16 protein-coding genes are annotated in these 19,733 nt (G+C 71.4%); all 16 read right to left on the bottom strand.

The genetic code is table 11. The annotated features are described in order from the left end of the window. Window positions 1-75: 75 nt before the first annotated feature. Window positions 76-513 carry a hypothetical protein gene (locus tag ACIGAN_RS12175; protein WP_365087521.1) on the bottom strand — a complete coding sequence of 146 codons (438 nt, stop codon included), beginning with the start codon at window positions 511-513 and terminating at the stop codon, window positions 76-78. A 297-nt stretch (window positions 514-810) separates the two neighbouring features. Further along, window positions 811-2,157, bottom strand: coding sequence for an MraY family glycosyltransferase (locus tag ACIGAN_RS12170; protein WP_399856999.1), 1,347 nt, complete (start codon window positions 2,155-2,157; stop codon window positions 811-813). A gap of 128 nt (window positions 2,158-2,285) precedes the next feature. Then, a complete protein-coding gene (gene glyA, locus ACIGAN_RS12165) occupies window positions 2,286-3,524 on the bottom strand; it encodes a serine hydroxymethyltransferase (RefSeq protein ID WP_365087525.1) in 1,239 nt (412 codons plus the stop codon). A 68-nt stretch (window positions 3,525-3,592) separates the two neighbouring features. Beyond that, on the bottom strand, window positions 3,593-4,270 hold the full coding sequence (locus ACIGAN_RS12160; RefSeq protein ID WP_365087527.1) for an arsenate reductase/protein-tyrosine-phosphatase family protein: 678 nt from the start codon (window positions 4,268-4,270) through the stop codon (window positions 3,593-3,595). Continuing rightward, on the bottom strand, window positions 4,267-4,914 hold the full coding sequence (locus ACIGAN_RS12155) for an L-threonylcarbamoyladenylate synthase (RefSeq protein ID WP_365087529.1): 648 nt from the start codon (window positions 4,912-4,914) through the stop codon (window positions 4,267-4,269). Before ACIGAN_RS12155 ends, ACIGAN_RS12160 begins: the two co-directional genes overlap by 4 nt. A gap of 88 nt (window positions 4,915-5,002) precedes the next feature. Then, window positions 5,003-5,848: a peptide chain release factor N(5)-glutamine methyltransferase gene (prmC, locus tag ACIGAN_RS12150; protein WP_309097140.1), complete on the bottom strand. Its 846-nt coding sequence runs from the start codon at window positions 5,846-5,848 to the stop codon at window positions 5,003-5,005. Between the two features lie 29 nt (window positions 5,849-5,877). Further along, complete coding sequence (gene prfA, locus ACIGAN_RS12145; protein ID WP_365087532.1) at window positions 5,878-6,954, bottom strand: peptide chain release factor 1; 1,077 nt, start codon at window positions 6,952-6,954, stop codon at window positions 5,878-5,880. A 108-nt stretch (window positions 6,955-7,062) separates the two neighbouring features. After that, window positions 7,063-7,284 (bottom strand): 50S ribosomal protein L31, encoded by a 222-nt coding sequence (rpmE, locus tag ACIGAN_RS12140; RefSeq protein ID WP_365087534.1) that lies wholly within the window; start codon window positions 7,282-7,284, stop codon window positions 7,063-7,065. Window positions 7,285-7,479: 195 nt separating this feature from the next. Then, window positions 7,480-8,616 carry an LCP family protein gene (locus ACIGAN_RS12135; protein WP_399856995.1) on the bottom strand — a complete coding sequence of 379 codons (1,137 nt, stop codon included), beginning with the start codon at window positions 8,614-8,616 and terminating at the stop codon, window positions 7,480-7,482. 208 nt (window positions 8,617-8,824) lie between these two features. Continuing rightward, a complete protein-coding gene (locus tag ACIGAN_RS12130) occupies window positions 8,825-10,636 on the bottom strand; it encodes a trypsin-like serine protease (RefSeq protein WP_365738905.1) in 1,812 nt (603 codons plus the stop codon). Between the two features lie 125 nt (window positions 10,637-10,761). Next, window positions 10,762-12,795 (bottom strand): transcription termination factor Rho, encoded by a 2,034-nt coding sequence (gene rho, locus ACIGAN_RS12125; RefSeq protein WP_399856993.1) that lies wholly within the window; start codon window positions 12,793-12,795, stop codon window positions 10,762-10,764. A gap of 402 nt (window positions 12,796-13,197) precedes the next feature. Beyond that, window positions 13,198-14,127, bottom strand: coding sequence for a homoserine kinase (gene thrB / locus ACIGAN_RS12120; RefSeq protein ID WP_365738664.1), 930 nt, complete (start codon window positions 14,125-14,127; stop codon window positions 13,198-13,200). Window positions 14,128-14,489: 362 nt separating this feature from the next. Continuing rightward, entirely contained in the window at window positions 14,490-15,548 is a 1,059-nt protein-coding gene (thrC, locus tag ACIGAN_RS12115) for a threonine synthase (RefSeq protein WP_365738666.1), read from the bottom strand. A gap of 6 nt (window positions 15,549-15,554) precedes the next feature. Continuing rightward, window positions 15,555-16,847: a homoserine dehydrogenase gene (locus ACIGAN_RS12110; protein WP_365087543.1), complete on the bottom strand. Its 1,293-nt coding sequence runs from the start codon at window positions 16,845-16,847 to the stop codon at window positions 15,555-15,557. A gap of 147 nt (window positions 16,848-16,994) precedes the next feature. Then, the gene (gene lysA, locus ACIGAN_RS12105) at window positions 16,995-18,386 is read right to left on the bottom strand and encodes a diaminopimelate decarboxylase (RefSeq protein WP_365738668.1); all 1,392 of its coding nucleotides are present in this window, start codon (window positions 18,384-18,386) and stop codon (window positions 16,995-16,997) included. A 25-nt stretch (window positions 18,387-18,411) separates the two neighbouring features. Continuing rightward, entirely contained in the window at window positions 18,412-19,641 is a 1,230-nt protein-coding gene (gene nrtL, locus ACIGAN_RS12100; protein WP_399856990.1) for an ArgS-related anticodon-binding protein NrtL, read from the bottom strand. Window positions 19,642-19,733 lie beyond the last annotated feature (92 nt).

The following is a 19,733-nucleotide window of genomic DNA, read 5'->3' as shown; positions in this document are numbered from 1 at the left end:
CCCGCGCCCGCGATGCCGCAGTTGGCACCGGACGATAGCAGGAGTTCGTACTGCCCTTTATCGCGCCCCTACTCGTCACGACGACGACCCGGTCTTCTCGGGCTTCTCGCTCTTCTCGGAGTCCGGGTCGATGTAGAAGATCTTGGCCTTCATGTGCGCACGGGCCTGCGCAGCCATCCACACGACGGTCGCGACGACGAGCCCGATGGCGAACGCCTTCGCGTTGAAGAGAGAGGTGTCCTTGAAGAGGGCGACGAAGATCAGCAGAAGCAGCAGCTGGGCGACATAGAGCATCAGCCCCATGGCCTGGAACAACTGCGGGAGCGTTTTTGCCGTCCACTGCAGGACGTACAGACCGACCCCCATGAAGAGGATGGCCAGCAGTGCGCCGACTGCGGCGCCGACGGCACCCTTGCCTCCGGCCACCACGCCACTGACGGCGGCCGCGACCACACCGGCAGCGGCCGTGGGCACAGCGCACTGCAGAAGGTTCCGGGCGTCATGGGACGGCATGGCGGCAACTCCGCTTTCGCAGGGGGCAGGGGTGTCGTCATGGACGAGCGTAGTCCCGGGCTGAGTGGAGACCTCACACCGCTGGACCGTCGCACTGCGGTCCTGCGGCTCTATCCGGGGGTTCTCGTGAACCGTATCACAAACTATTTGATGCAGTCTTTACCTGAAGGTGTGCGCACCATCACACATGAGAGTGAACCTGCGCGTCTGAGCGAGAACATCGCCGAGATGTCTGGTATTGGGGCGCTTCGCACCCCCATCACCACCCCACGACTTGGCAATGCTCTCGTCAGATTCTTACCTTGTCCCGGCCTTGCGCCGATCGGCCAGGCGTGAGCGGGCGCCCACCGCGGTCGCACCGTTGACCCCCGCGACACCCGACGCCACCGGGGTGCGGCTCTCGGCTCCGGACGGCACCGGCTGCTCCGCGGCGGAGGCCGGGGCCGAGACCTCCGGCGCGAGGGCGGTGACCGCCCCGCGGCGCCGGTAGCGCGGCGGCACGAACCGCTCCATCCAGCGCGGGGTGCGTGGCGTGAACCGCGGCAGCAGGAGCAGGACCAGGCCGATGGCGCTGAGGAACACCACGCCGAGCACGATCCACATGGACGCCGAGTTGACCGAGTAGGCGAGCGCGCCGAAGGCGATGAGCGCGGACCAGAAGTACATGATCAGCACCGCGCGGCTGTGCGAGTGGCCGATCTCCAGCAGCCGGTGGTGCAGATGCCCGCGGTCGGCGGCGAACGGCGACTGGCCGCGCCAGGTGCGGCGCACGATCGCCAGGATCAGGTCGGCGGCCGGCACCGCGATGATCGTCAGCGGCAGCAGCAGCGGGATGTAGACGGGGACCGTCTGGTGCACGGCCTCCTTCTCGGACCCGACGTACAGGTTGAGCGCGTCCGGGTCGACCTGGCCGGTGACGGAGATCGCGCCGGCCGCCAGGACCAGGCCGATCAGCATCGAGCCCGAGTCGCCCATGAAGATCCGCGCCGGGTGCATGTTGTGCGGCAGGAAGCCCAGGCACATGCCCATCAGGATCGCCGAGAACAGCGTGGCCGGGGCGGCGGCCTCGACGCCGTACGAGTACCAGATGCGGTAGGCGTACAGGAAGAACGCGGTGGCGGCGATGCAGACCATGCCGGCCGCCAGGCCGTCCAGGCCGTCGACGAAGTTGACGGCGTTGATGGTGATGACGACCAGGGCCACCGTCAGCAGCGTGCCCTGCCACTGGGTCAGCGCCACCGAGCCGACGCCCGGGATCGGCAGCCACAGGATCGTCAGGCCCTGCACGACCATCACGCCCGCGGCGATCATCTGGCCGCCCAGCTTGATCAGGGCGTCGATCTCGAACTTGTCGTCCAGCACACCGATCAGCCAGATCAGCGCGGCCCCGGACAGCAGCGCCCGCGGCTCGTTCGACGTCTCGAAGACCTGGTTGAGGTTGGTCAGGTGGTCGGCCACCAGCAGGCCCGCGCACAGGCCGAAGAACATCGCGATACCGCCGAGCCGCGGAGTGGGTTCCCGGTGCACGTCACGTGCCCGGATCTCCGGCATCGCCCCCGCCACGATCGCGAACTTCCGTACCGGCCCTGTCAGCAGATACGTCACCGCGGCCGTGATGCAGAGCGTCAGCAGGTATTCACGCACGGGCTTCCCCACAGGTCTCGCTGGCCATCTCAGCTCCACACCCTAGCGATGCGCGCATATGGGTGGGGACTTCCGGGTAGCGACGATGGTTGCACGAGTGGCTGTGCGCCCGGTGCGCTCATCCCGGCTCAGCGGGGATAGGGCGGAAATGCACCGGTCAGCTCCCGCACTTCTTCACGGGCTCTCGCCGGGTCCGTCACACCCCGCAGCACCCCCGCGAGCAGCTTCGCGATCCGGGCCGCCTCCGCCTCGCCCATGCCCTGTGTGGTGATCGCGGCCGTCCCCAGGCGCAGGCCCCGGGCGTCGCCGTGCGGCAGGGCGCAGCAGTCCAGGACCATTCCGGCGGCGGCCAGACGGCCCCGGGCGGTGCGTCCGTCGACGCCGAGCGGGGCCGGGTCGGCGGTGATCAGATGGGTGTCCGTGCCGCCGGTGGTGACGGCCAGTCCCTCGGCGGCCAGCCGGGCCGCCAGGACCCGCGCATTCGCCACCACCTGATGGGCGTACGCGGCGAACGCCGGTGTTGCCGCCTCGCCGAACGCGACGGCCTTGGCGGCGATGGTGTGCATCTGGGCGCCGCCCTGGGTGAAGGGGAACACGGCCCGGTCCACCCGCTCGGCCAGTTCCGCCCGGCACAGGATCAGGCCGCCGCGCGGGCCGCGCAGCACCTTGTGGGTCGTCGCGCAGACGATGTCCGCGTACGGCACCGGGCTGGGCGCCGCTCCCCCGGCCACCAGCCCCATCGGGTGCGCGGCGTCCGCGACGAGGTAGGCGCCCACCTCGTCGGCGACCTCGCGGAAGAAGGCGTAGTCGAAGTGGCGCGGGTAGGCGATCGAGCCGCACACGATCGCCTTGGGCCGGCGCGTGCGGGCCAGGGCGCGCACCTGCTCGTGGTCGACGAGCCCGGACTCCGCCTCCACGCCGTAGCCGACGAAGTCGAACCAGCGGCCGGAGAAGTTCGCCGGGGAGCCGTGCGTGAGGTGTCCGCCGTGCGGCAGGCCCAGGGCGAGGACGGTGTCCCCGGGGCGCAGCAGGGCGGCGTAGGCGGCCAGCACGGCCGAAGAGCCCGAGTGGGACTGGACGTTGGCGTGGTCGGCGCCGAACAGGGCCTTGGCCCGGTCGACGGCGAGGCGCTCGGCGACGTCCACGATCTCGCAGCCCCCGTGGTGCCGTGCTCCCGGATAGCCCTCGGCGTACTTGTTGGCCAGCGGTGAGCCGAGGGCGGCCAGCACGGCCGGGGAGCTGAAGTTCTCGGCCGCGATCAGCTGCAGGGTCGTCGCCTGCCGCTGACGCTCGCCGAGCAGGACGTCGGCGAGCTCGGGGTCCTGGCGGCGCAGGACGTCGGCCTCGATGGCAGGGGTGACCGTCATGGTGGGCTCCGGGCGTCGACGGTGACGTACGACCAATGTAGGCCCGGGGCCCCCGGGGCGCTCGGTCGTTACGTCCGTGCGGGGACGCCGGTGAGGGCCGTGACGACCGGGTCGAGGGCCTGGTGTATCTCGTCCCCGATGGACCGGAAGAACGTCAGGGGCGCGCCGTACGGGTCGTAGACCTCGTCCGCCTCGGCGTTCGGCGCGAGCAGCCACCCGCGTAGAGCCGCCGCGGCGCGCACCAGGGCACGCGCGCGGACGACCACGCCCTCCTCCAGGGGCGGCAGGGTCGCCGGGTCGATCGCCTTGACCAGGCGGGTGAACTCCTTGAGCGTGAAGGTCCGCAGGCCCGCCGAGTGGCCCATGGAGATGACCTGCGCGCGGTGGTCCCGGGTGGCGGTCAGCACCAGGTCGGCGCGGATCACGTGCTCGTCGAGGAGTTCGCGCCCGGTGAAGCCGGAGGCGTCCGCGCCGAAGTCGGCCAGGACCGTCTCCGCGTGGGCCTCCATGGGCGCGCCCTCGTGGCCCCAGGTGCCGGCGCTCTCCACGATGAGGCCGCCGCCCAGGATGCCCAGCCGCTCCTGCACGAAATGGCGGGTCAGCCGCTCGGTGATGGGCGAGCGGCACACGTTGCCGGTGCTGACGTGGAGGATGCGGAAGCTGTCGCGCGGAAGTCCCACGAAGGTCGTCGTGATCTCCGCCGCGCTCTCCCCGTTGCCTATGCCACGCCCCTCAGGGGCCGTCAATTCGCCACCTCGAGGTCGGGTACGACCTTCCTCAGCTCGTCCGCCGAGAGCGCGCCGGCGCGCAGCAGCAGCGGCACCTCCCGGGTCACGTCGACGATCGACGAGGGCACGTTGCCGGGGGTGGGCCCGCCGTCGAGGTAGACGGAGACGGAGTCGCCGAGCATCTCCTGCGCCGCGTCGCAGTTCTCCGGCGCCGGGTGGCCGGTGAGGTTGGCGGAGGACACGGCCATGGGGCCGACCTCGGTGAGCAGTTCGATGGCGACGGGGTGCAGCGGCATGCGCACGGCGACGGTGCCCCGGGTGTCCCCCAGGTCCCACTGCAGGGACGGCTGGTGCCTGGCCACGAGGGTCAGGGCGCCCGGCCAGAAGGCGTCGACCAGCTCCCAGGCCAGCTCGGAGAAGTCCGTGACGAGCCCGTGCAGCGTGTTCGGGGAGCCGATGAGGACGGGGGTGGGCATGTTGCGGCCCCGGCCCTTGGCCTGGAGCAGATCGGAGACCGCCTCCGCGGAGAACGCGTCGGCGCCGATGCCGTACACCGTGTCCGTCGGCAGCACCACGAGTTCGCCACGGCGGACGGCGGACGCTGCCTCACGCAGACCGGTCACTCGGTCGGTCGCGTCGTTGGTGTCGTATCGCCGTGCCATCTTTAGCTGGCCTCCTCGTACACGTGCTGCTGGGATGAAGTCCGCGACGTCCGCGGCATGCGCGCGGACCGCGGGATGTCCGGGGTGCTCACGGCAGCGCCTTGCGGGCCGTGGCGAAGCGGGGGCGGTTGTTCAGGTCCGGGTGGTCGGCCGCGTCGGTCCAGCCGCGGTCCTCGGCGAAGATCCACGGCACCTGGCCGCCCTGGGTGTCGGCGTGCTCCACGACCACCACGCCGCCGGGACGCAGCAGCCGGTGCGCGGTCCGCTCCAGGCCGCGGATGAGGTCCAGGCCGTCCTCGCCGGAGAACAGGGCCAGGCCGGGGTCGTAGTCCCGGGCCTCGGGGGCGACGTACTCCCACTCCGTGAGCGGGATGTAGGGCGGGTTGGAGATGACCAGGTCGACCTGGCCGTCGAGGTCCGGGAAGGCCGTCAGGGCGTCGCCCTGGCGCAGCTCGACCCTGGACCCCTCCACGTTCTTGCGCGTCCACTTCAGGGCGTCCTCGGACAGCTCCACGGCGTGCACGCGCGAGCGCGGGACCTCCTGGGCGAGGGCGAGCGCGATGGCGCCGGAGCCGGTGCACAGATCGACGATGCACGGCTCGACGACGTCCATGGCCCGGACGGCGTCTATGGCCCAGCCGACCACGGACTCGGTCTCGGGCCGCGGCACGAACACCCCGGGGCCGACCTGGAGTTCCAGGTACCGGAAGTAGGCGCGCCCGGTGATGTGCTGGAGCGGCTCGCGGGCCTCGCGGCGGGCGATGACCTCCCAGTACCGGGCGTCGAAGTCGGAGTCCTTGACGGTGTGCAGCTCGCCGCGCTTGACGCCGTGCACGAACGCGGCCAGCTCCTCCGCGTCGGTACGCGGCGAGGGCACGCCGGCGTCGGCGAGCCGCTGGGTGGCCTGGGCCACCTCCGCGAGCAGCAGATTCACGCAAGTCCTCCGGTGTGCTCGTTCGTGCCTTACGCAGCCGCCAGCTTCGCCGCCGAGTCCGCGTCGACGCAGGCCTGGATCACCGCGTCGAGGTCGCCGTCCAGGACCTGGTCCAGGTTGTACGCCTTGAAGCCGACGCGGTGGTCCGAGATGCGGTTCTCCGGGAAGTTGTACGTGCGGATCTTCTCGGAGCGGTCGACGGTGCGGACCTGGCTGCGGCGGGCGTCGGCGGCGTTCCTCTCCGCTTCTTCCTGCGCTGCTGCGAGCAGCCTGGAGCGCAGGATACGCAGTGCCTGCTCCTTGTTCTGCAGCTGGCTCTTCTCGTTCTGGCAGGAGGCGACGACTCCGGTCGGGATGTGCGTGATGCGCACGGCGGAGTCGGTGGTGTTGACGGACTGCCCGCCGGGTCCGGAGGACCGGTAGACGTCGATGCGCAGGTCGTTGGGGTTGATCTCGACGTCGACCTCCTCCGCCTCGGGCGTGACGAGCACGCCGGCGGCGGAGGTGTGGATGCGGCCCTGGGACTCGGTCGCGGGCACGCGCTGCACGCGGTGCACCCCGCCCTCGTACTTCAGCCGGGCCCACACGCCCTGCCCGGGCTCGGTGGCGCCCTGGCCGCCCTTGGTCTTCACGGCGACCTGGACGTCCTTGTAGCCGCCCAGCTCGGACTCGGTGGCGTCGATGATCTCGGTCTTCCAGCCGACGCGCTCGGCGTAGCGCAGGTACATGCGCAGCAGGTCACCGGCGAACAGCGCGGACTCGTCACCGCCCGCGCCCGCCTTGATCTCCAGGATGACGTCCTTGTCGTCGCTGGGGTCGCGCGGGACGAGGAGGAGGCGCAGCTTCTCCGTCAGCTCGTCCCGCTGCTTCTCCAGCTCCTTGACCTCGGCCACGAAATCGGGATCGTCGGCGGCGAACTCCCGCGCGGTCTCGATGTCGTCGCCCGTCTGCTTCCAGGAGCGGTACGTCGCGACGATCGGGGTCAGCTCGGCGTACCGCTTGTTCAGCTTGCGCGCGTTGGCCTGGTCGGCGTGGACCGACGGGTCGGCGAGCTTCTTCTCCAGGTCGGCGTGCTCGGCGACGAGTTCCTCGACGGCCTCGAACATCTTGGGGCTCCTGTGTACGGACGGGGGTGAAGGGGCGGCGACCAAAAACGCCGGTCCCGGCGCGCCCCTCGGTGGGGACGCTGCCGTGGACCGGCGAAATGGGGCTCGCTACTTCTTGGAGCCGGCGGCCTTGCCGAAGCGGGCCTCGAAGCGGGCCACACGGCCACCGGTGTCGAGGATCTTCTGCTTGCCCGTGTAGAACGGGTGGCACTCGGAGCACACGTCCGCCCGGATGGTGCCGGACTGGATGGTGCTGCGCGTGGTGAACGACGCGCCGCAGGTGCAGCTGACCTGCGTCTCGACGTACTCGGGGTGGATGTCGCGCTTCAAGGTGTCTCCTAGGTTTCGGGAGGGCGCCGGGTCGCCGCCGCGGGATGCGGAAGCGTGAACCGGAGCCGACGTACCAGTCTGCCAGGACTGGGGCCATCCCCCAAAACCGGGGGGAGCCGTGGTTTGTTCCCCGCGGGCCGGCGGGGCTTGTCGCGCCCCGCGGCGGAGCCGCACATCGGCACGGCCCCGCGCCCCTCACGGGGCGCTGACCACGCCCTTGGCCTCGCCGGTGGCCGTGTCCTTCGTCGCGCTCTTCGGGATCGGCCGGTCGTTCGCCAGGGCCTGCCAGATCTGGTCGGCCTTCTTCTTCTGGAGCAGGACGCGGTTGGGGTCGGCCGGGTCGTAGACGACCGGCATCGTGACCATGTGCATGTGGGCGGGGCTGATGCCCCGCAGGCCGCTCGCGAAGGCGGCGAGCTTGTTGACCGAGCCGAGGTCGGAGTCGGTGGTGACCGTCTTGGTCGCGGTCTCCGCGAGGTCGAGCAGCTTCTTCGGGTTGGTGAAGACGCCGATGTCCTTGACCTGGTTGACCAGGGCCTTGATGAAGGCCTGCTGCAGCTGGATGCGGCCGAGATCGGAGCCGTCGCCGACGCCGTGCCGGGTGCGGACCAGGCCGAGGGCCTGCTCGCCGTCGAGCCGGTGCGTGCCGGCCTTCAGCTTCAGGTGGCTGTCGGGGTCGTCGATGCTCCTGGTCGTGGTGATCTCGACGCCGCCGAGGTCGTCGATGAGCTTCTGGAAGCCGGCGAAGTCGACCTCCAGGTAGTGGTCCATGCGCAGGTCGGTGATGGACTCGACGGTCTTCACGGCGCAGGCGGCGCCGCCGGTGGAGTACGCGGAGTTGAACATCGCGTTCTGCGCGGCGGGGTGCTCGTCGCCCTCGGTGTCCGTGCAGGCGGGCCGGTCGATGAGGGTGTCGCGCGGGATCGAGACCACGCTGGCCTTCTTGTGGCCCTTGTAGAGGTGGACGATCATCGCCGTGTCGGAGCGGGCGCTGCCGTCGTCGGTGCCGCCGCCGAGCTTCCTGTTGCTGCCGGAGCGGGTGTCCGAGCCGAGGACCAGGATGTTCTGCGAGCCGTCGTCGGCCGCCTCGGGGCGGTCGGTGCCCAGGGCCTGGTCGATGTCGACGCTCTTGAGGTTGCCGTTGAGCTTGACGTACACGTAGCCCACGCCGGCGCCGCCCAGGACGACGATGCCCGCGGCGGTCCACGCCGTGACGATCAGGCCCTTGTGGCGCGTGCGGGGGGCGCGGCGGCGCCCCTTGCCGCGGTGACGCGGCGCCTTGGTGCCGGTCTCGCCCGGTATCCCCGGATCCGGCGTGCTCTCGGCGGACATGTGCTCCTCAGCTCGTCTACGGTCGGTCACCCCCTGCGGTCAGCGCCAGGCGTGGGCCGGTCGGAACCCTTCCTCGCACCATCGTCGCTCCGCCTGGTCAGACGGGGAAACTCGGGAAAGGGTTGCACAACGGACTGTGCCCACCGCGTGGGGCGGTGGGCACAGTGTGTGGCGGGTGGTGCCGGAGGGAACCGGCTCACCTGCTGTTTCAGCCGAAGATGTCGTACTGCTTGAAGTCGGTGGCGACGGACTTCCTTGTGGCGAAGATCTCGCTGGTCGCCTTGCCGGTGCCGGCGTACAGGTAGAGCGTGCCGCCGGGGGTGCGGGTCAGGAAGTCGGCCTTGCCGTCGCCGGTCATGTCACCGACGGCGTCGAAGGCGTTGTACGTGGTGCTGCTCCAGGTGCGCACCTTGACCCGGGCGGAGAACGCCCCGGTGCCGGACTTGCCGGTGCCCTTGTAGAGGTAGATCGTGCCGCCGGTCTTGCTGCGGGCGATCAGGTCGGTCTTCCCGTCACCGGTGAAGTCGCCCTTGCCGCGGACGGAGTTGTACTGGTTCCAGCCGGTGCCGACCTTCACGCGCGGCGCGAAGGTGCCGTTGCCCTTGCCGGGGTAGATCCACATCGCGCCCGCCGAGTCGACCGAGAGCAGGTCGGGCAGGTAGTCGCCGGTGACGTCACCGGGGGTGATGATGCGGGTGCGGGTCTTCCAGTTGTCGGCGATCTGCTTGGTGGACCAGGTGCCGCTGGAGATGACGTAGTGGGTCCAGTAGACGTCGCCGGTGGAGCTGACCCGGTAGACGAGGTCCTGGTAGCCGTCGCGGTCGAGGTCGGTCTGCAGGACGACGTTGACGCCGTCCCAGTCGCCCCAGGACTCGCGGGCGGCGAGGGTGGTGCCGTTGGAGTTCTTGGAGTAGCCGGTCCTGGTGGAGGCGTTGCGCACCCACACGTCGGCCCGGTGGTCGCCGTTGATGTTGGTGTCGTCGACCCGCGGGTAGGCGGCGCCGACGTAGGTGCTGACCTTGCTGAAGACGCTGTAGGCGCCCTTGGCGACGCAGTCGGTCACGCCCCAGGACACGACGCCGACGATGCGGTTGTTGACGACCAGGGGGCCGCCGGAGTCGCCGTTGCAGGCGGTGGTGGTGCCGGAGTCGCTGCCGCTGGCGGGCTTGCCCGCGCAGACCATGTGGCCCTTGACGAAGTCCGCGCCGTACGCGGCGGAGCAGGTCGCGTCGGACTGGATGGGCAGCGTGGCCGTCTTCAGCGTCTCGGAGATGTCGTCGCTGGTGGAGCTGGTGCGGCCCCAGCCGTAGACCTTGGCGCTGGTGCCGGTCGCGTACGAGGCGGTGTCGCCGGACGTCGTCATGCGGATCGGCGTCGCCTTGACCGGGACGGGCAGGGTGAGGACCGCGATGTCGTTGTCGATGGTCGTCGCGCTGTACGACGGGTGGCTCCACTGGCGCCAGACGCCGGTGACGGTGCCGCCGTGCAGGTCGGTGCCGTCCTGCGAGGGCAGCTGGGCGGTGCCGGTGACGATGGCGCCGTTGCCGTGCCAGTCGTAGCCCTTGACGCAGTGCGCGGCGGTGAGGATCTTCGTCGGCGCGACGACGGCGCCGCCGCAGAAGAAGCCGATGTCGTCGCCGGTGCTGGAGGTGCCGCGGTCGTCGTAGTAGTGGAGCTGGGCCATCCACGGCGCCGAGGTGATGGTGGTCTGGCTGCCACCGATGATCTTCGGGTCGATGCTGCTGGTGCCGGTGCTGCTGGTGCCGGTGCCCGCGCTGAGCGAGGCCTTGCCCGTCCTGCCGGCCGTGTCGTCGCCGGCCATGGCGCCGGCGACGCGCTTCTCCAGCTCGGCGAGGGACGGCGAACCGGCCACGGCGGGCTTGACGGCGGGCTGCGGCAGCGGGGTGGCCGCCCCGGCGGACGTCGTCAGCAGCGCCGCGGCCACCGCGGCCGCCACACCGGCCGCCGCGACGGGCAGGGCGATGCGTATCCGGCGTCTGTGCCGACCGCCCCCGGGCATGGATGTACCCACGTATGTCCCCCCTCGGGATCACAAGTTCGAAGAGAGCGTGATCCTACCGGCACGGGAACAGCACGAAGGGCCGCCCCCGTACCGGGAGCGGCCCTGTCGCGGGAGTCCGTGCCTCAGTCGCCGTTGCCCGGCGCCGGGGTGGTCTTCTGGATCTGCAGCAGGAACTCGGCGTTCGACTTCGTCTGCTTCATCTTGTCCAGGAGCAACTCGATCGCCTGCTGCGAGTCGAGCGCGTGCAGCACCCGGCGCAGCTTCCACACGATGCCCAGTTCCTCGCCGCCGAGCAGGATCTCCTCCTTGCGGGTGCCGGACGCGTCGACGTCCACCGCCGGGAAGATGCGCTTGTCGGCCAGCTTCCGGTCGAGCTTGAGCTCCATGTTGCCGGTGCCCTTGAACTCCTCGAAGATCACCTCGTCCATGCGGGACCCGGTGTCCACCAGGGCGGTGGCGAGGATGGTCAGCGAGCCGCCGTCCTCGATGTTGCGGGCCGCGCCGAAGAACCGCTTCGGCGGGTACAGCGCGGTCGAGTCGACACCACCGGACAGGATGCGGCCGGAGGCCGGGGCGGCGAGGTTGTACGCACGGCCCAGACGCGTGATCGAGTCGAGCAGCACGACCACGTCGTGGCCCAGCTCGACGAGGCGCTTGGCACGCTCGATGGCCAGCTCGGCGACCGTGGTGTGGTCCTCGGCCGGGCGGTCGAAGGTCGAGGAGATGACCTCGCCCTTGACCGACCGCTGCATGTCGGTGACCTCTTCCGGACGCTCGTCGACGAGGACGACCATCAGGTGGCACTCGGGGTTGTTGTGCGTGATCGCGTTGGCGATCGCCTGCATGATCATGGTCTTGCCGGTCTTCGGCGGGGCCACGATCAGACCGCGCTGGCCCTTGCCGATGGGCGAGACGAGGTCGATGATGCGGGTCGTCAGCACGCCCGGGTCCGTCTCCAGGCGGAGGCGGTCCTGCGGGTACAGCGGGGTGAGCTTGTTGAACTCCGGGCGGCCGCGGCCGTGTTCGGGCGCCATGCCGTTGACGGAGTCCAGGCGCACCAGCGCGTTGAACTTCTCGCGCCGCTCGCCTTCCTTCGGCTGGCGGACCGCACCGGTGATGTGGTCGCCCTTGCGCAGGCCGTTCTTGCGGACCTGGGCGAGGGAGACGTACACGTCGTTCGGGCCGGGCAGGTAGCCGGAGGTGCGGATGAACGCGTAGTTGTCGAGGATGTCCAGGATGCCCGCGACGGGGATCAGGACGTCGTCCTCGTTGATCTGCGGCTCGGTGGCCATGTCGTCGCGGCCGCGACGGCCCCGGCGGTCGCGGTAGCGGCCGCGACGGCCGCGCCGGCCGCCCTCGAAGTCGTCCCCGTCCTCGTCGGCCCGCTGCTGGCCGCGGTCCTGGCGGCCGCCGCCCTGCTGGTTCTGCTGCTGGCCGCGGTCCTGACGGCCGCCCTGCTGGTCGTCGCCCTTGCCGCCGCGGCGGTCGCGGTCACGCCCGCGGTCCCGGTCCCGGTCGCGGCGGTCGCGGCGGCGGCCCTCGCCGCCGTCGGCGTCGGACTTGGCGTCGTTGTTGCTGTTGTTCTGCGGCTGCTGCGCGGCCGGCGTCTCGGCCCTGGCCTCGTTCTTCGCCTCGGCGGCGACCGTCTCCGGAGCGGAACCGGGGGATCCGGCATCGGCGGTGGCGCGGCGACGGCGGCGCTCGGAGGGAGCGTCGTCGGACGCCGGCTGGCCGGGGATCTCGATCTGCTGCTGGGCGGTGGCCTTCTCGGCCTTCTCCGCGGGGGCCTCGGGGGCCTCCTGCGCGTCCGCCTTCTTCTCGGCCTTCTCACCGTTGTCGCCCGTACGGGTCCGCGAGGTGGCGCGGCGCTTGGGCTTGGTCTCGGCGGGGGCGTCGGCCTTCGGGGCCGGAGCGGCGCCGCCGGACGCCTGCGCCTCCTTGATGACCTCGATCAGCTGGCTCTTGCGCATACGCGCGGTGCCCCTGATGCCGAGGCCGGATGCGACCTGCTGCAGCTCGGCCAGCACCATGCCCTCGAGGCCGGTACCGCGGCGCCGCCGGGAGCCGGCACCGGTGGCAGGCGCGGAGGCGTCCGTGGCGGGCGCGGCAGCGGTCTCCTCGACACGTGCGCCCATCAGATCGGTGGTGTCGCTCACGAAGGGTCCTTCCCTGGAGCGGACGTCGGCCTGTCTGGCTCGGCGACCGGTTGTGCTGTCCGGCTTCGGTCCGTGTGGTGTGAACCGTGCCGGGGCGGTGGTCCGCCTAAGCGGCGGAGGAATCTGGTGATGGCGCTTCCATGAGCCGTGGCACCCAGTGTCAGTGTCACGCGGCGTGGTCGCACCGGTTCCGGAGCGTGCCCTGCGCCCCGCTCAGTGTCCTCGTACGGCGTACGGTCCGACGTACGGAACACAGTGCGGCTTGGGGGGCTCCCGGAAGAATGTCTGTCCCGGACGGGGACACGAGGCACCTCGCCATGGTGGGGTCGGGTGCAGACTTGAGGTTAACACTACCGGATCCAACAAACATTCCCCCTCTCGAAATCCGGCAATCGCGCGCTTTCAGATGTCACCGGCGGTCGCCAGCGGCAGCACGCTCGCGCCATGTGCGTCCAGGCTCAGCCGGTTGGCGGCCCAGTCCGCGCCCGCCAGGGCCTCGACCTTGTCGGCGGTGCCCGCGTCGGCCAGCGCCATGACCGTGGGCCCGGCACCGGAGATGACCGCGGGGATGCCGTCGCCGCGCAGCCGCTCCACCAGTGCCGCGCTCTCCGGCATGGCCGGGGCGCGGTACTCCTGGTGCAGGCGGTCCTCGGTGGCGGGCAGCAGCAGTTCGGGGCGCCGGGTCAGGGCCTCGACGAGCAGGGCGGCCCGGCCCGCGTTGGCGGCGGCGTCGACGTGGGGGACGGAGCGCGGGAGCAGGCCGCGTGCCGTCTCGGTGAGAACCGGCTTCGCGGGTACGAAAACCACCGGAACGATGGAATCGGCCGGGTCCATCCTGATCGCGCGGGCGGCGCCGCCCTCCAGCCAGGACAGGGTGAAGCCGCCCAGCAGACACGCGGCGACGTTGTCGGGGTGGCCCTCGATCTCCGTGGCGAGTTCGAGCAGCGCCGTGTCGTCGAGCTTTGCCTCGGCGCCTATGGTCACGGCCCGGGCGGCGACGATCCCGGCGCAGATGGCGGCTGAGGAGGAGCCCAGGCCCCGGCCGTGCGGGATGCGGTTGGCGCAGACGATCTCCAGGCCGCGCGGCTGCCCGCCCAGCAGGTCGAAGGCGGTGCGCAGGGACCGCACGAGGAGGTGCCGCTCGTCGCGCGGGAGCGTCTCGCTGCCCTCACCCGCGATGTCGATGTGCAGCCCGGAGTCGGCCACCCGGACGACCACGTCGTCGTACAAGCCCAGCGCGAGGCCGAGGGCGTCGAAGCCCGGGCCGAGATTGGCGCTGGTGGCGGGGACGCGCACCCGGACGGCGGCGGCGCGGAACGCTGGACCGGCCATCGCTCGATGACTCTCCTTGAGCTGCGTGATTGTCGAATGACGTTCGATGGACATTCGATGGCGTACCGGAACCCGGGGGGCCGCTGCCGACCGGTGGGGCCGGCCGCTGTCCCGGCCGCGGAGACGGCGCGGCACCGCGCTCCATGCGGGGGCATATGCGGCGGGCGGGTTCAGTACAGCCTATCGAAGGAAGGTTCTGTGGCGACATAGGGCGCACAGGAGGCGCACGATGCGTGTCGTAAGCCCCCTGTGCACCCCCCGTAGGGAATCTCCCCGGCCCGGCGCCGTCTTACGCCCGGACGTGTCCGGCGTGACACCGGCGCTCGATGCGTCGGCGCACGTCAGACCCGGTTCGAGCGCCGTCAGGCGAGACCCAGGCGCTCCGCCGCGGCCGCCGCGTCGACGGGAACGGTGACCGGCTGCGGCGCGCCGGCGACGGCCCAGTCGGGGTCCTTCAGCCCGTTGCCGGTGACGGTGCAGACGATGCGCTGCCCGGGGTCGACCTTGCCCTGCTCGGCGGCCTTCAGCAGACCGGCGACGGACGCGGCGGACGCCGGCTCGACGAAGACGCCCTCCTGGGAGGCCAACAGCCGGTAGGCGCGCAGGATCTCACGGTCCGTCACCTCGTCGATGAAACCGCCCGACTCGTCGCGCGCGGCGAGCGCGTAGTTCCAGGAGGCCGGGTTGCCGATGCGGATGGCGGTGGCGATGGTCGACGGGTCCTTGACGACCTCGCCGCGCACGATCGGGGCGCTGCCGGAGGCCTGGAAGCCCCACATGCGGGGCTTGCCGGAGGCCACGCCGTCGGCGGCGTACTCCGTGTAGCCCTTCCAATAGGCCGTGATGTTGCCCGCGTTGCCCACCGGCAGGACGTGGATGTCGGGCGCGTCGCCGAGCATGTCCACGATCTCGAAGGCGGCCGTCTTCTGGCCCTCGATGCGCACCGGGTTGACCGAGTTGACCAGGGCCACCGGGTAGTTGTCGCTGAGGCCGCGCGCGAGCGTGAGGCAGTCGTCGAAGTTGCCGTCGACCTGGAGGATCTTCGCGCCGTGGACGAGCGCCTGGCCCATCTTGCCGAGCGCGATCTTGCCCTGCGGCACGAGCACGGCGCAGACCATCCCGGCCCGTACGGCGTACGCGGCGGCGGAGGCCGAGGTGTTGCCGGTGGAGGCGCAGATGACGGCCTGGGCGCCCTCCTCCTTGGCCCGCGTGATGGCCATGGTCATGCCGCGGTCCTTGAAGGAACCGGTGGGGTTCGCGCCCTCCACCTTGAGGTGGACCTCGCAGCCCGTGCGCTCGGAGAGCACCTGCGCGGGCACGAGAGGCGTGCCGCCCTCGCGGAGCGTCACGACCGGCGTGCTGTCGGATACCGGCAGCCGGTCCCGGTACTCCTCGATGATTCCGCGCCACTGGTGGGTCATTGCTGGTTACTCTCCTTCAACCCGCATGATGCTGGCGACACCACGCACGGTGTCGAGCTTGCGCAACGCCTCGACGGTCCCGGTGAGGGCGGCGTCGGACGCGCGGTGCGTGACGACGACGAGGGACGCCTCGCCGTCCTTCCCCTGCTGGCGAACCGTGTCGATCGAGACGCCGTGCTCCGCGAAGACGGTCGCGACCTGGGCGAGAACACCCGGTTTGTCGGCCACGTCGAGGCTGATGTGGTAGCGCGTGACGACGTCGCCCATCGGGGACACGGGGAGCGCGGCGTACGCGGACTCGCCCGGTCCGGTCGCGCCGCCGATGCGGTTGCGGCAGACGGCGACGAGGTCGCCAAGCACGGCGGAGGCCGTGGGGGAACCGCCCGCTCCGGGGCCGTAGAACATGAGCTGCCCGGCCGCGTCGGACTCGACGAACACGGCGTTGTAGGCGCCGCGCACGGAGGCCAGCGGATGGCTGAGCGGGATCATCGCCGGGTGGACGCGCGCGGTGACCGACGCCCCGTCCGCGGCCCGCTCGCAGATGGCCAGGAGCTTGATGGTGCAGCCCATCTCCTTCGCGGAGGCGAAGTCGGCGGCGGTGACCTCGGTCATGCCCTCGCGGTAGACGTCGTCGAGGCGCACGCGCGTGTGGAAGGCGATGCCGGCGAGGATGGCGGCCTTCGCGGCGGCGTCGAAGCCCTCGACGTCGGCGGTCGGGTCGGCCTCGGCGTAGCCCAGGGCGGTGGCCTCGTCGAGGGCCTCCTGGTACCCGGCGCCGGTGGAGTCCATCTTGTCGAGGATGAAGTTGGTGGTGCCGTTGACGATGCCCATCACCCGGTTGATCTTGTCTCCGGCGAGGGACTCGCGCAGCGGCCGGATCAGCGGGATGGCACCGGCGACGGCGGCCTCGTAGTAGAGGTCCTTGCCGTGTTCCCCGGCGGCGGCGTGCAGCGCGGCGCCGTCCTGGGCGAGCAGCGCCTTGTTGGCGGAGACGACGGAGGCGCCGTGCTCGAAGGCGGCGGTGATCAGGGAGCGGGCCGGCTCGATGCCGCCGATCACCTCCACCACCACGTCGATGTCGCCGCGTTTGACGAGGGCGGTGGCGTCCGTGGTGATGAGCGCGGGGTCGATGCCCTCGCGTACGCGGTCGGGGCGGCGGACGGCAACACCGGCCAGCTCCACCGGGGCCCCGATCCGGGCCGTGAGGTCGTCGGCGTGCGTCGTCATGATGCGCGCCACCTCTGAGCCGACCACTCCACAGCCCAGCAGCGCCACCTTCAGCGGACGCGTACGCATCATCCGACCTCGTTTCCTCTTTACCGTCTACGGTGCAACCAGTCTCACCCACCGAACGGGACTTTCTGCCCTCGGTCCGGATCGTGAGACGTCTATTTCATTTTCACGGGGGTGGAAGACAGGAGATCTTCCACCCCGTGGTGGACAGGCTCAGCCGACGTCCAGGCGCAGCAGGTCCTCCTCCGTCTCACGTCGGACGATCACCCGCGCCTCCCCGTCGCGCACGGCGACCACCGGCGGCCGCAGCACATGGTTGTAGTTGCTGGCCATGGACCGGCAGTAGGCGCCCGTCGCGGGCACGGCGACCAGGTCACCCGGTGCCAGGTCGGCCGGCAGGAACGCGTCCCTGACCACGATGTCCCCGCTCTCGCAGTGCTTGCCGACGACCCGGGCGAGCATCGGCTCGGCGTCGGAGGTGCGCGAGACCAGGGCGACGCTGTACTCGGCGTCGTACAGCGCGGTGCGGATGTTGTCCGACATGCCGCCGTCGACGGAGACGTAGGTGCGCAGCCCGTCGAGGGGCTTGATGGTGCCGACCTCGTAGAGCGTGAACGCGGTCGGCCCGACGATGGCCCGCCCCGGCTCGACCGAGATGCGCGGGGTGCGCAGCCTGGCGGCCTCGCACTCCCGGGTGACGATCTCGGTGAGCGCCTTGGCGATCTCGTGCGGCTCGCGGGGGTCGTCGTCGCTGGTGTAGGCGATGCCGAGCCCGCCGCCGAGGTCGATCTCGGGCAGCTCGACACCGTGCTCGTCGCGGATGTCCTTCAGCAGCCCGACCACCCGGTGGGCGGCGACCTCGAAGCCGGACATGTCGAAGATCTGCGAGCCGATGTGGCTGTGGATGCCGACGAGTTCCAGCCCGTCCAGCTGCAGCGCCCGCCGTACGGCCTCGGCGGCCTGCCCGCCGGCCAGCGGGATGCCGAACTTCTGGTCCTCGTGCGCCGTGGCGATGAACTCGTGCGTGTGCGCCTCGACGCCGACGGTGATCCGGATGAGCACCTTCTGCCGCCGGCCCAGACCCTCAGCGATGTGGGCGACGCGCACGATCTCCTGGAAGGAGTCCAGCACGATGTGGCCCACACCGGCCTCGACGGCCCGGGTGATCTCGTCGACGGACTTGTTGTTGCCGTGGAAGGCGATGCGCTCGGCGGGCATGCCGGCGGAGAGCGCGGTGGCCAGCTCGCCGCCGGAGCAGACGTCGACGTTCAGCCCTTCCTCGTGCAGCCAGCGCACGACGGCCCGGGACAGGAACGCCTTGCCGGCGTAGAACACGTCGGCGCCGGTCCCGAAGGCGGTGCGCCAGGCGCGGGCCCGGGCCCGGAAGTCGGCCTCGTCCAGGACGTACGCCGGGGTCCCGATCTCCTCCGCGAGCCGCGTCACGGGGATCCCGCCGACGGTGACCACACCGTCCGCGTCGCGGGTGACGGTCTCGGCCCACACCTTCGGGTCGAGCGCGTTGAGGTCGGCGGGCGGGGCGGAGTAGTGGCCCTCGGGCAGGACATCGGCGTGACGGGGCCCGGCGGGGTGTGCGGAACGGCTCATGGTCTCGTGTGCCTCTTCTTGGCTCTCAGAGGTGTTCGGGTGCGTCGATGCCGAGCAGGGACAGGCCGCCGGCCAGCACCGTCCCGGCGGCTTCGGCGAGAGCGAGCCGGGCACGGTGGGCGGCCGAGGGTTTCTCCTCCCCGAGCGGCAGCACGGCCGGGAGCAGGGGCAGCGTGGCGTCGGCGACGGCGACGAGATGCCGCGCTAGGCGGTCGGGGGCGTCCTGGGCGGCACCGAGAACCCGGGGGTGGTCACCGAGCAGGGCGAGCAGGGGGGTGACGTCCGTTTCGTGGGCGGGGGTGGGGGTGGGGGCCGGGGGTGCGGGGGTGGGGGTCCGGCGTACGGGGCTGGTGGCTGCGGGTACGGGGCTGGTGGCCGATTGTCCGGCGCCGGAGGTTGCGTGTTCGGGGCCGGACATCGGGCGTACGGGGCCGGGCTCGGGGTGGAAGCCGAGGTCGGCGGCGTTGCGCAGCAGGGCCCGGGTGCGGGCGTGGGCGTACCGGACGCGGAAGAGGGGGTTGGTCTCCCGCTGCACCAGGTGCTCACGGGTGATCCGGGGCCGGTCGTGCGCGGCCGGGTACAGCAGGGCCCAGCGGGCGGCGACCCGGCCGAGGGGCAGGGGGTCGGCGGGGGCGGGCACGGGGCGCACGGTCAGGTCGAGGTCGACGTTGACGTGGACGTTGACGTGGACGTCGCCACCGTCGGTGCGGGACCGGGGCCGGGGCTCGTGCGGGTCGGCGGCGCCGACGCCCAGCTCCGACGTCCACTCCACCGGGGGCGGCCCGTCGTACTGCACACGGACGAGGTCGCCCTGGCTGCGCCGCACCCGGGCGATGGCGTCGGCGACCACCACGGCACGGACCTCGGCCGGGCACCGGAGCAGGACGAGCGTCCCGCTGGACCCTGACCCCACGCCGTGGCCGTACCGCCGCCCACGGCGCAGGATCTCCCCGACGAGGTCGGCGGAGGCGGTGCCCTCCAGGCGGAGGTTGAGGAAGCCGGGCCCGGTGACGACGACGTCGGCGACGCGGTGCTCGTCGAGCAGGCGCGCGCGGAGGATCTCGGCGACGCGCCGCGGCGGCTGCCCCGCCGCGCGGGCCAGCTGCAGGGCGATGTTGGTGGCGAAGTCACCGCACCCTCCGGGCCCGGGCGGCGTGACCACGGCCCGCTCCGGCACGGTCACGCTCAGCTCCCCGGCGTCGACAGCACGGCGCACGGCGTGCAGCACGGTGCGGGAGAGCTCGACGGGGGTCACGGGCACCAGCGTATGGGAGGAGGGGGGTGGGTAGGCGAGCCGGTTTGGCGCACGGTCCGGGATGTGGACACGGAGTCCACCCGTCCAGGCCC

Source organism: Streptomyces sp. NPDC085931, from assembly GCF_044540565.1.
Lineage (GTDB): Bacteria > Actinomycetota > Actinomycetes > Streptomycetales > Streptomycetaceae > Streptomyces.
The sequence above is the reverse complement of the archived record's forward strand: the minus strand, read 5'-3'. Positions and strand labels throughout refer to the sequence as shown.

Excerpts from the sequence above, each read along its gene's own strand:
- ACIGAN_RS12175 (WP_365087521.1), bottom strand. The coding sequence starts at position 513 with ATGCCGTCCCATGACGCCCGGAACCTTCTGCAGTGCGCTGTGCCCACG.
- glyA (WP_365087525.1), bottom strand. The coding sequence starts at position 3,524 with ATGACGGTCACCCCTGCCATCGAGGCCGACGTCCTGCGCCGCCAGGAC.
- ACIGAN_RS12155 (WP_365087529.1), bottom strand. The coding sequence starts at position 4,914 with ATGGCACGGCGATACGACACCAACGACGCGACCGACCGAGTGACCGGT.
- prfA (WP_365087532.1), bottom strand. The coding sequence starts at position 6,954 with ATGTTCGAGGCCGTCGAGGAACTCGTCGCCGAGCACGCCGACCTGGAG.
- ACIGAN_RS12135 (WP_399856995.1), bottom strand. The coding sequence starts at position 8,616 with ATGTCCGCCGAGAGCACGCCGGATCCGGGGATACCGGGCGAGACCGGC.
- ACIGAN_RS12130 (WP_365738905.1), bottom strand. The coding sequence starts at position 10,636 with ATGCCCGGGGGCGGTCGGCACAGACGCCGGATACGCATCGCCCTGCCC.
- thrB (WP_365738664.1), bottom strand. The coding sequence starts at position 14,127 with ATGGCCGGTCCAGCGTTCCGCGCCGCCGCCGTCCGGGTGCGCGTCCCC.
- thrC (WP_365738666.1), bottom strand. The coding sequence starts at position 15,548 with ATGACCCACCAGTGGCGCGGAATCATCGAGGAGTACCGGGACCGGCTG.
- ACIGAN_RS12110 (WP_365087543.1), bottom strand. The coding sequence starts at position 16,847 with ATGATGCGTACGCGTCCGCTGAAGGTGGCGCTGCTGGGCTGTGGAGTG.
- lysA (WP_365738668.1), bottom strand. The coding sequence starts at position 18,386 with ATGAGCCGTTCCGCACACCCCGCCGGGCCCCGTCACGCCGATGTCCTG.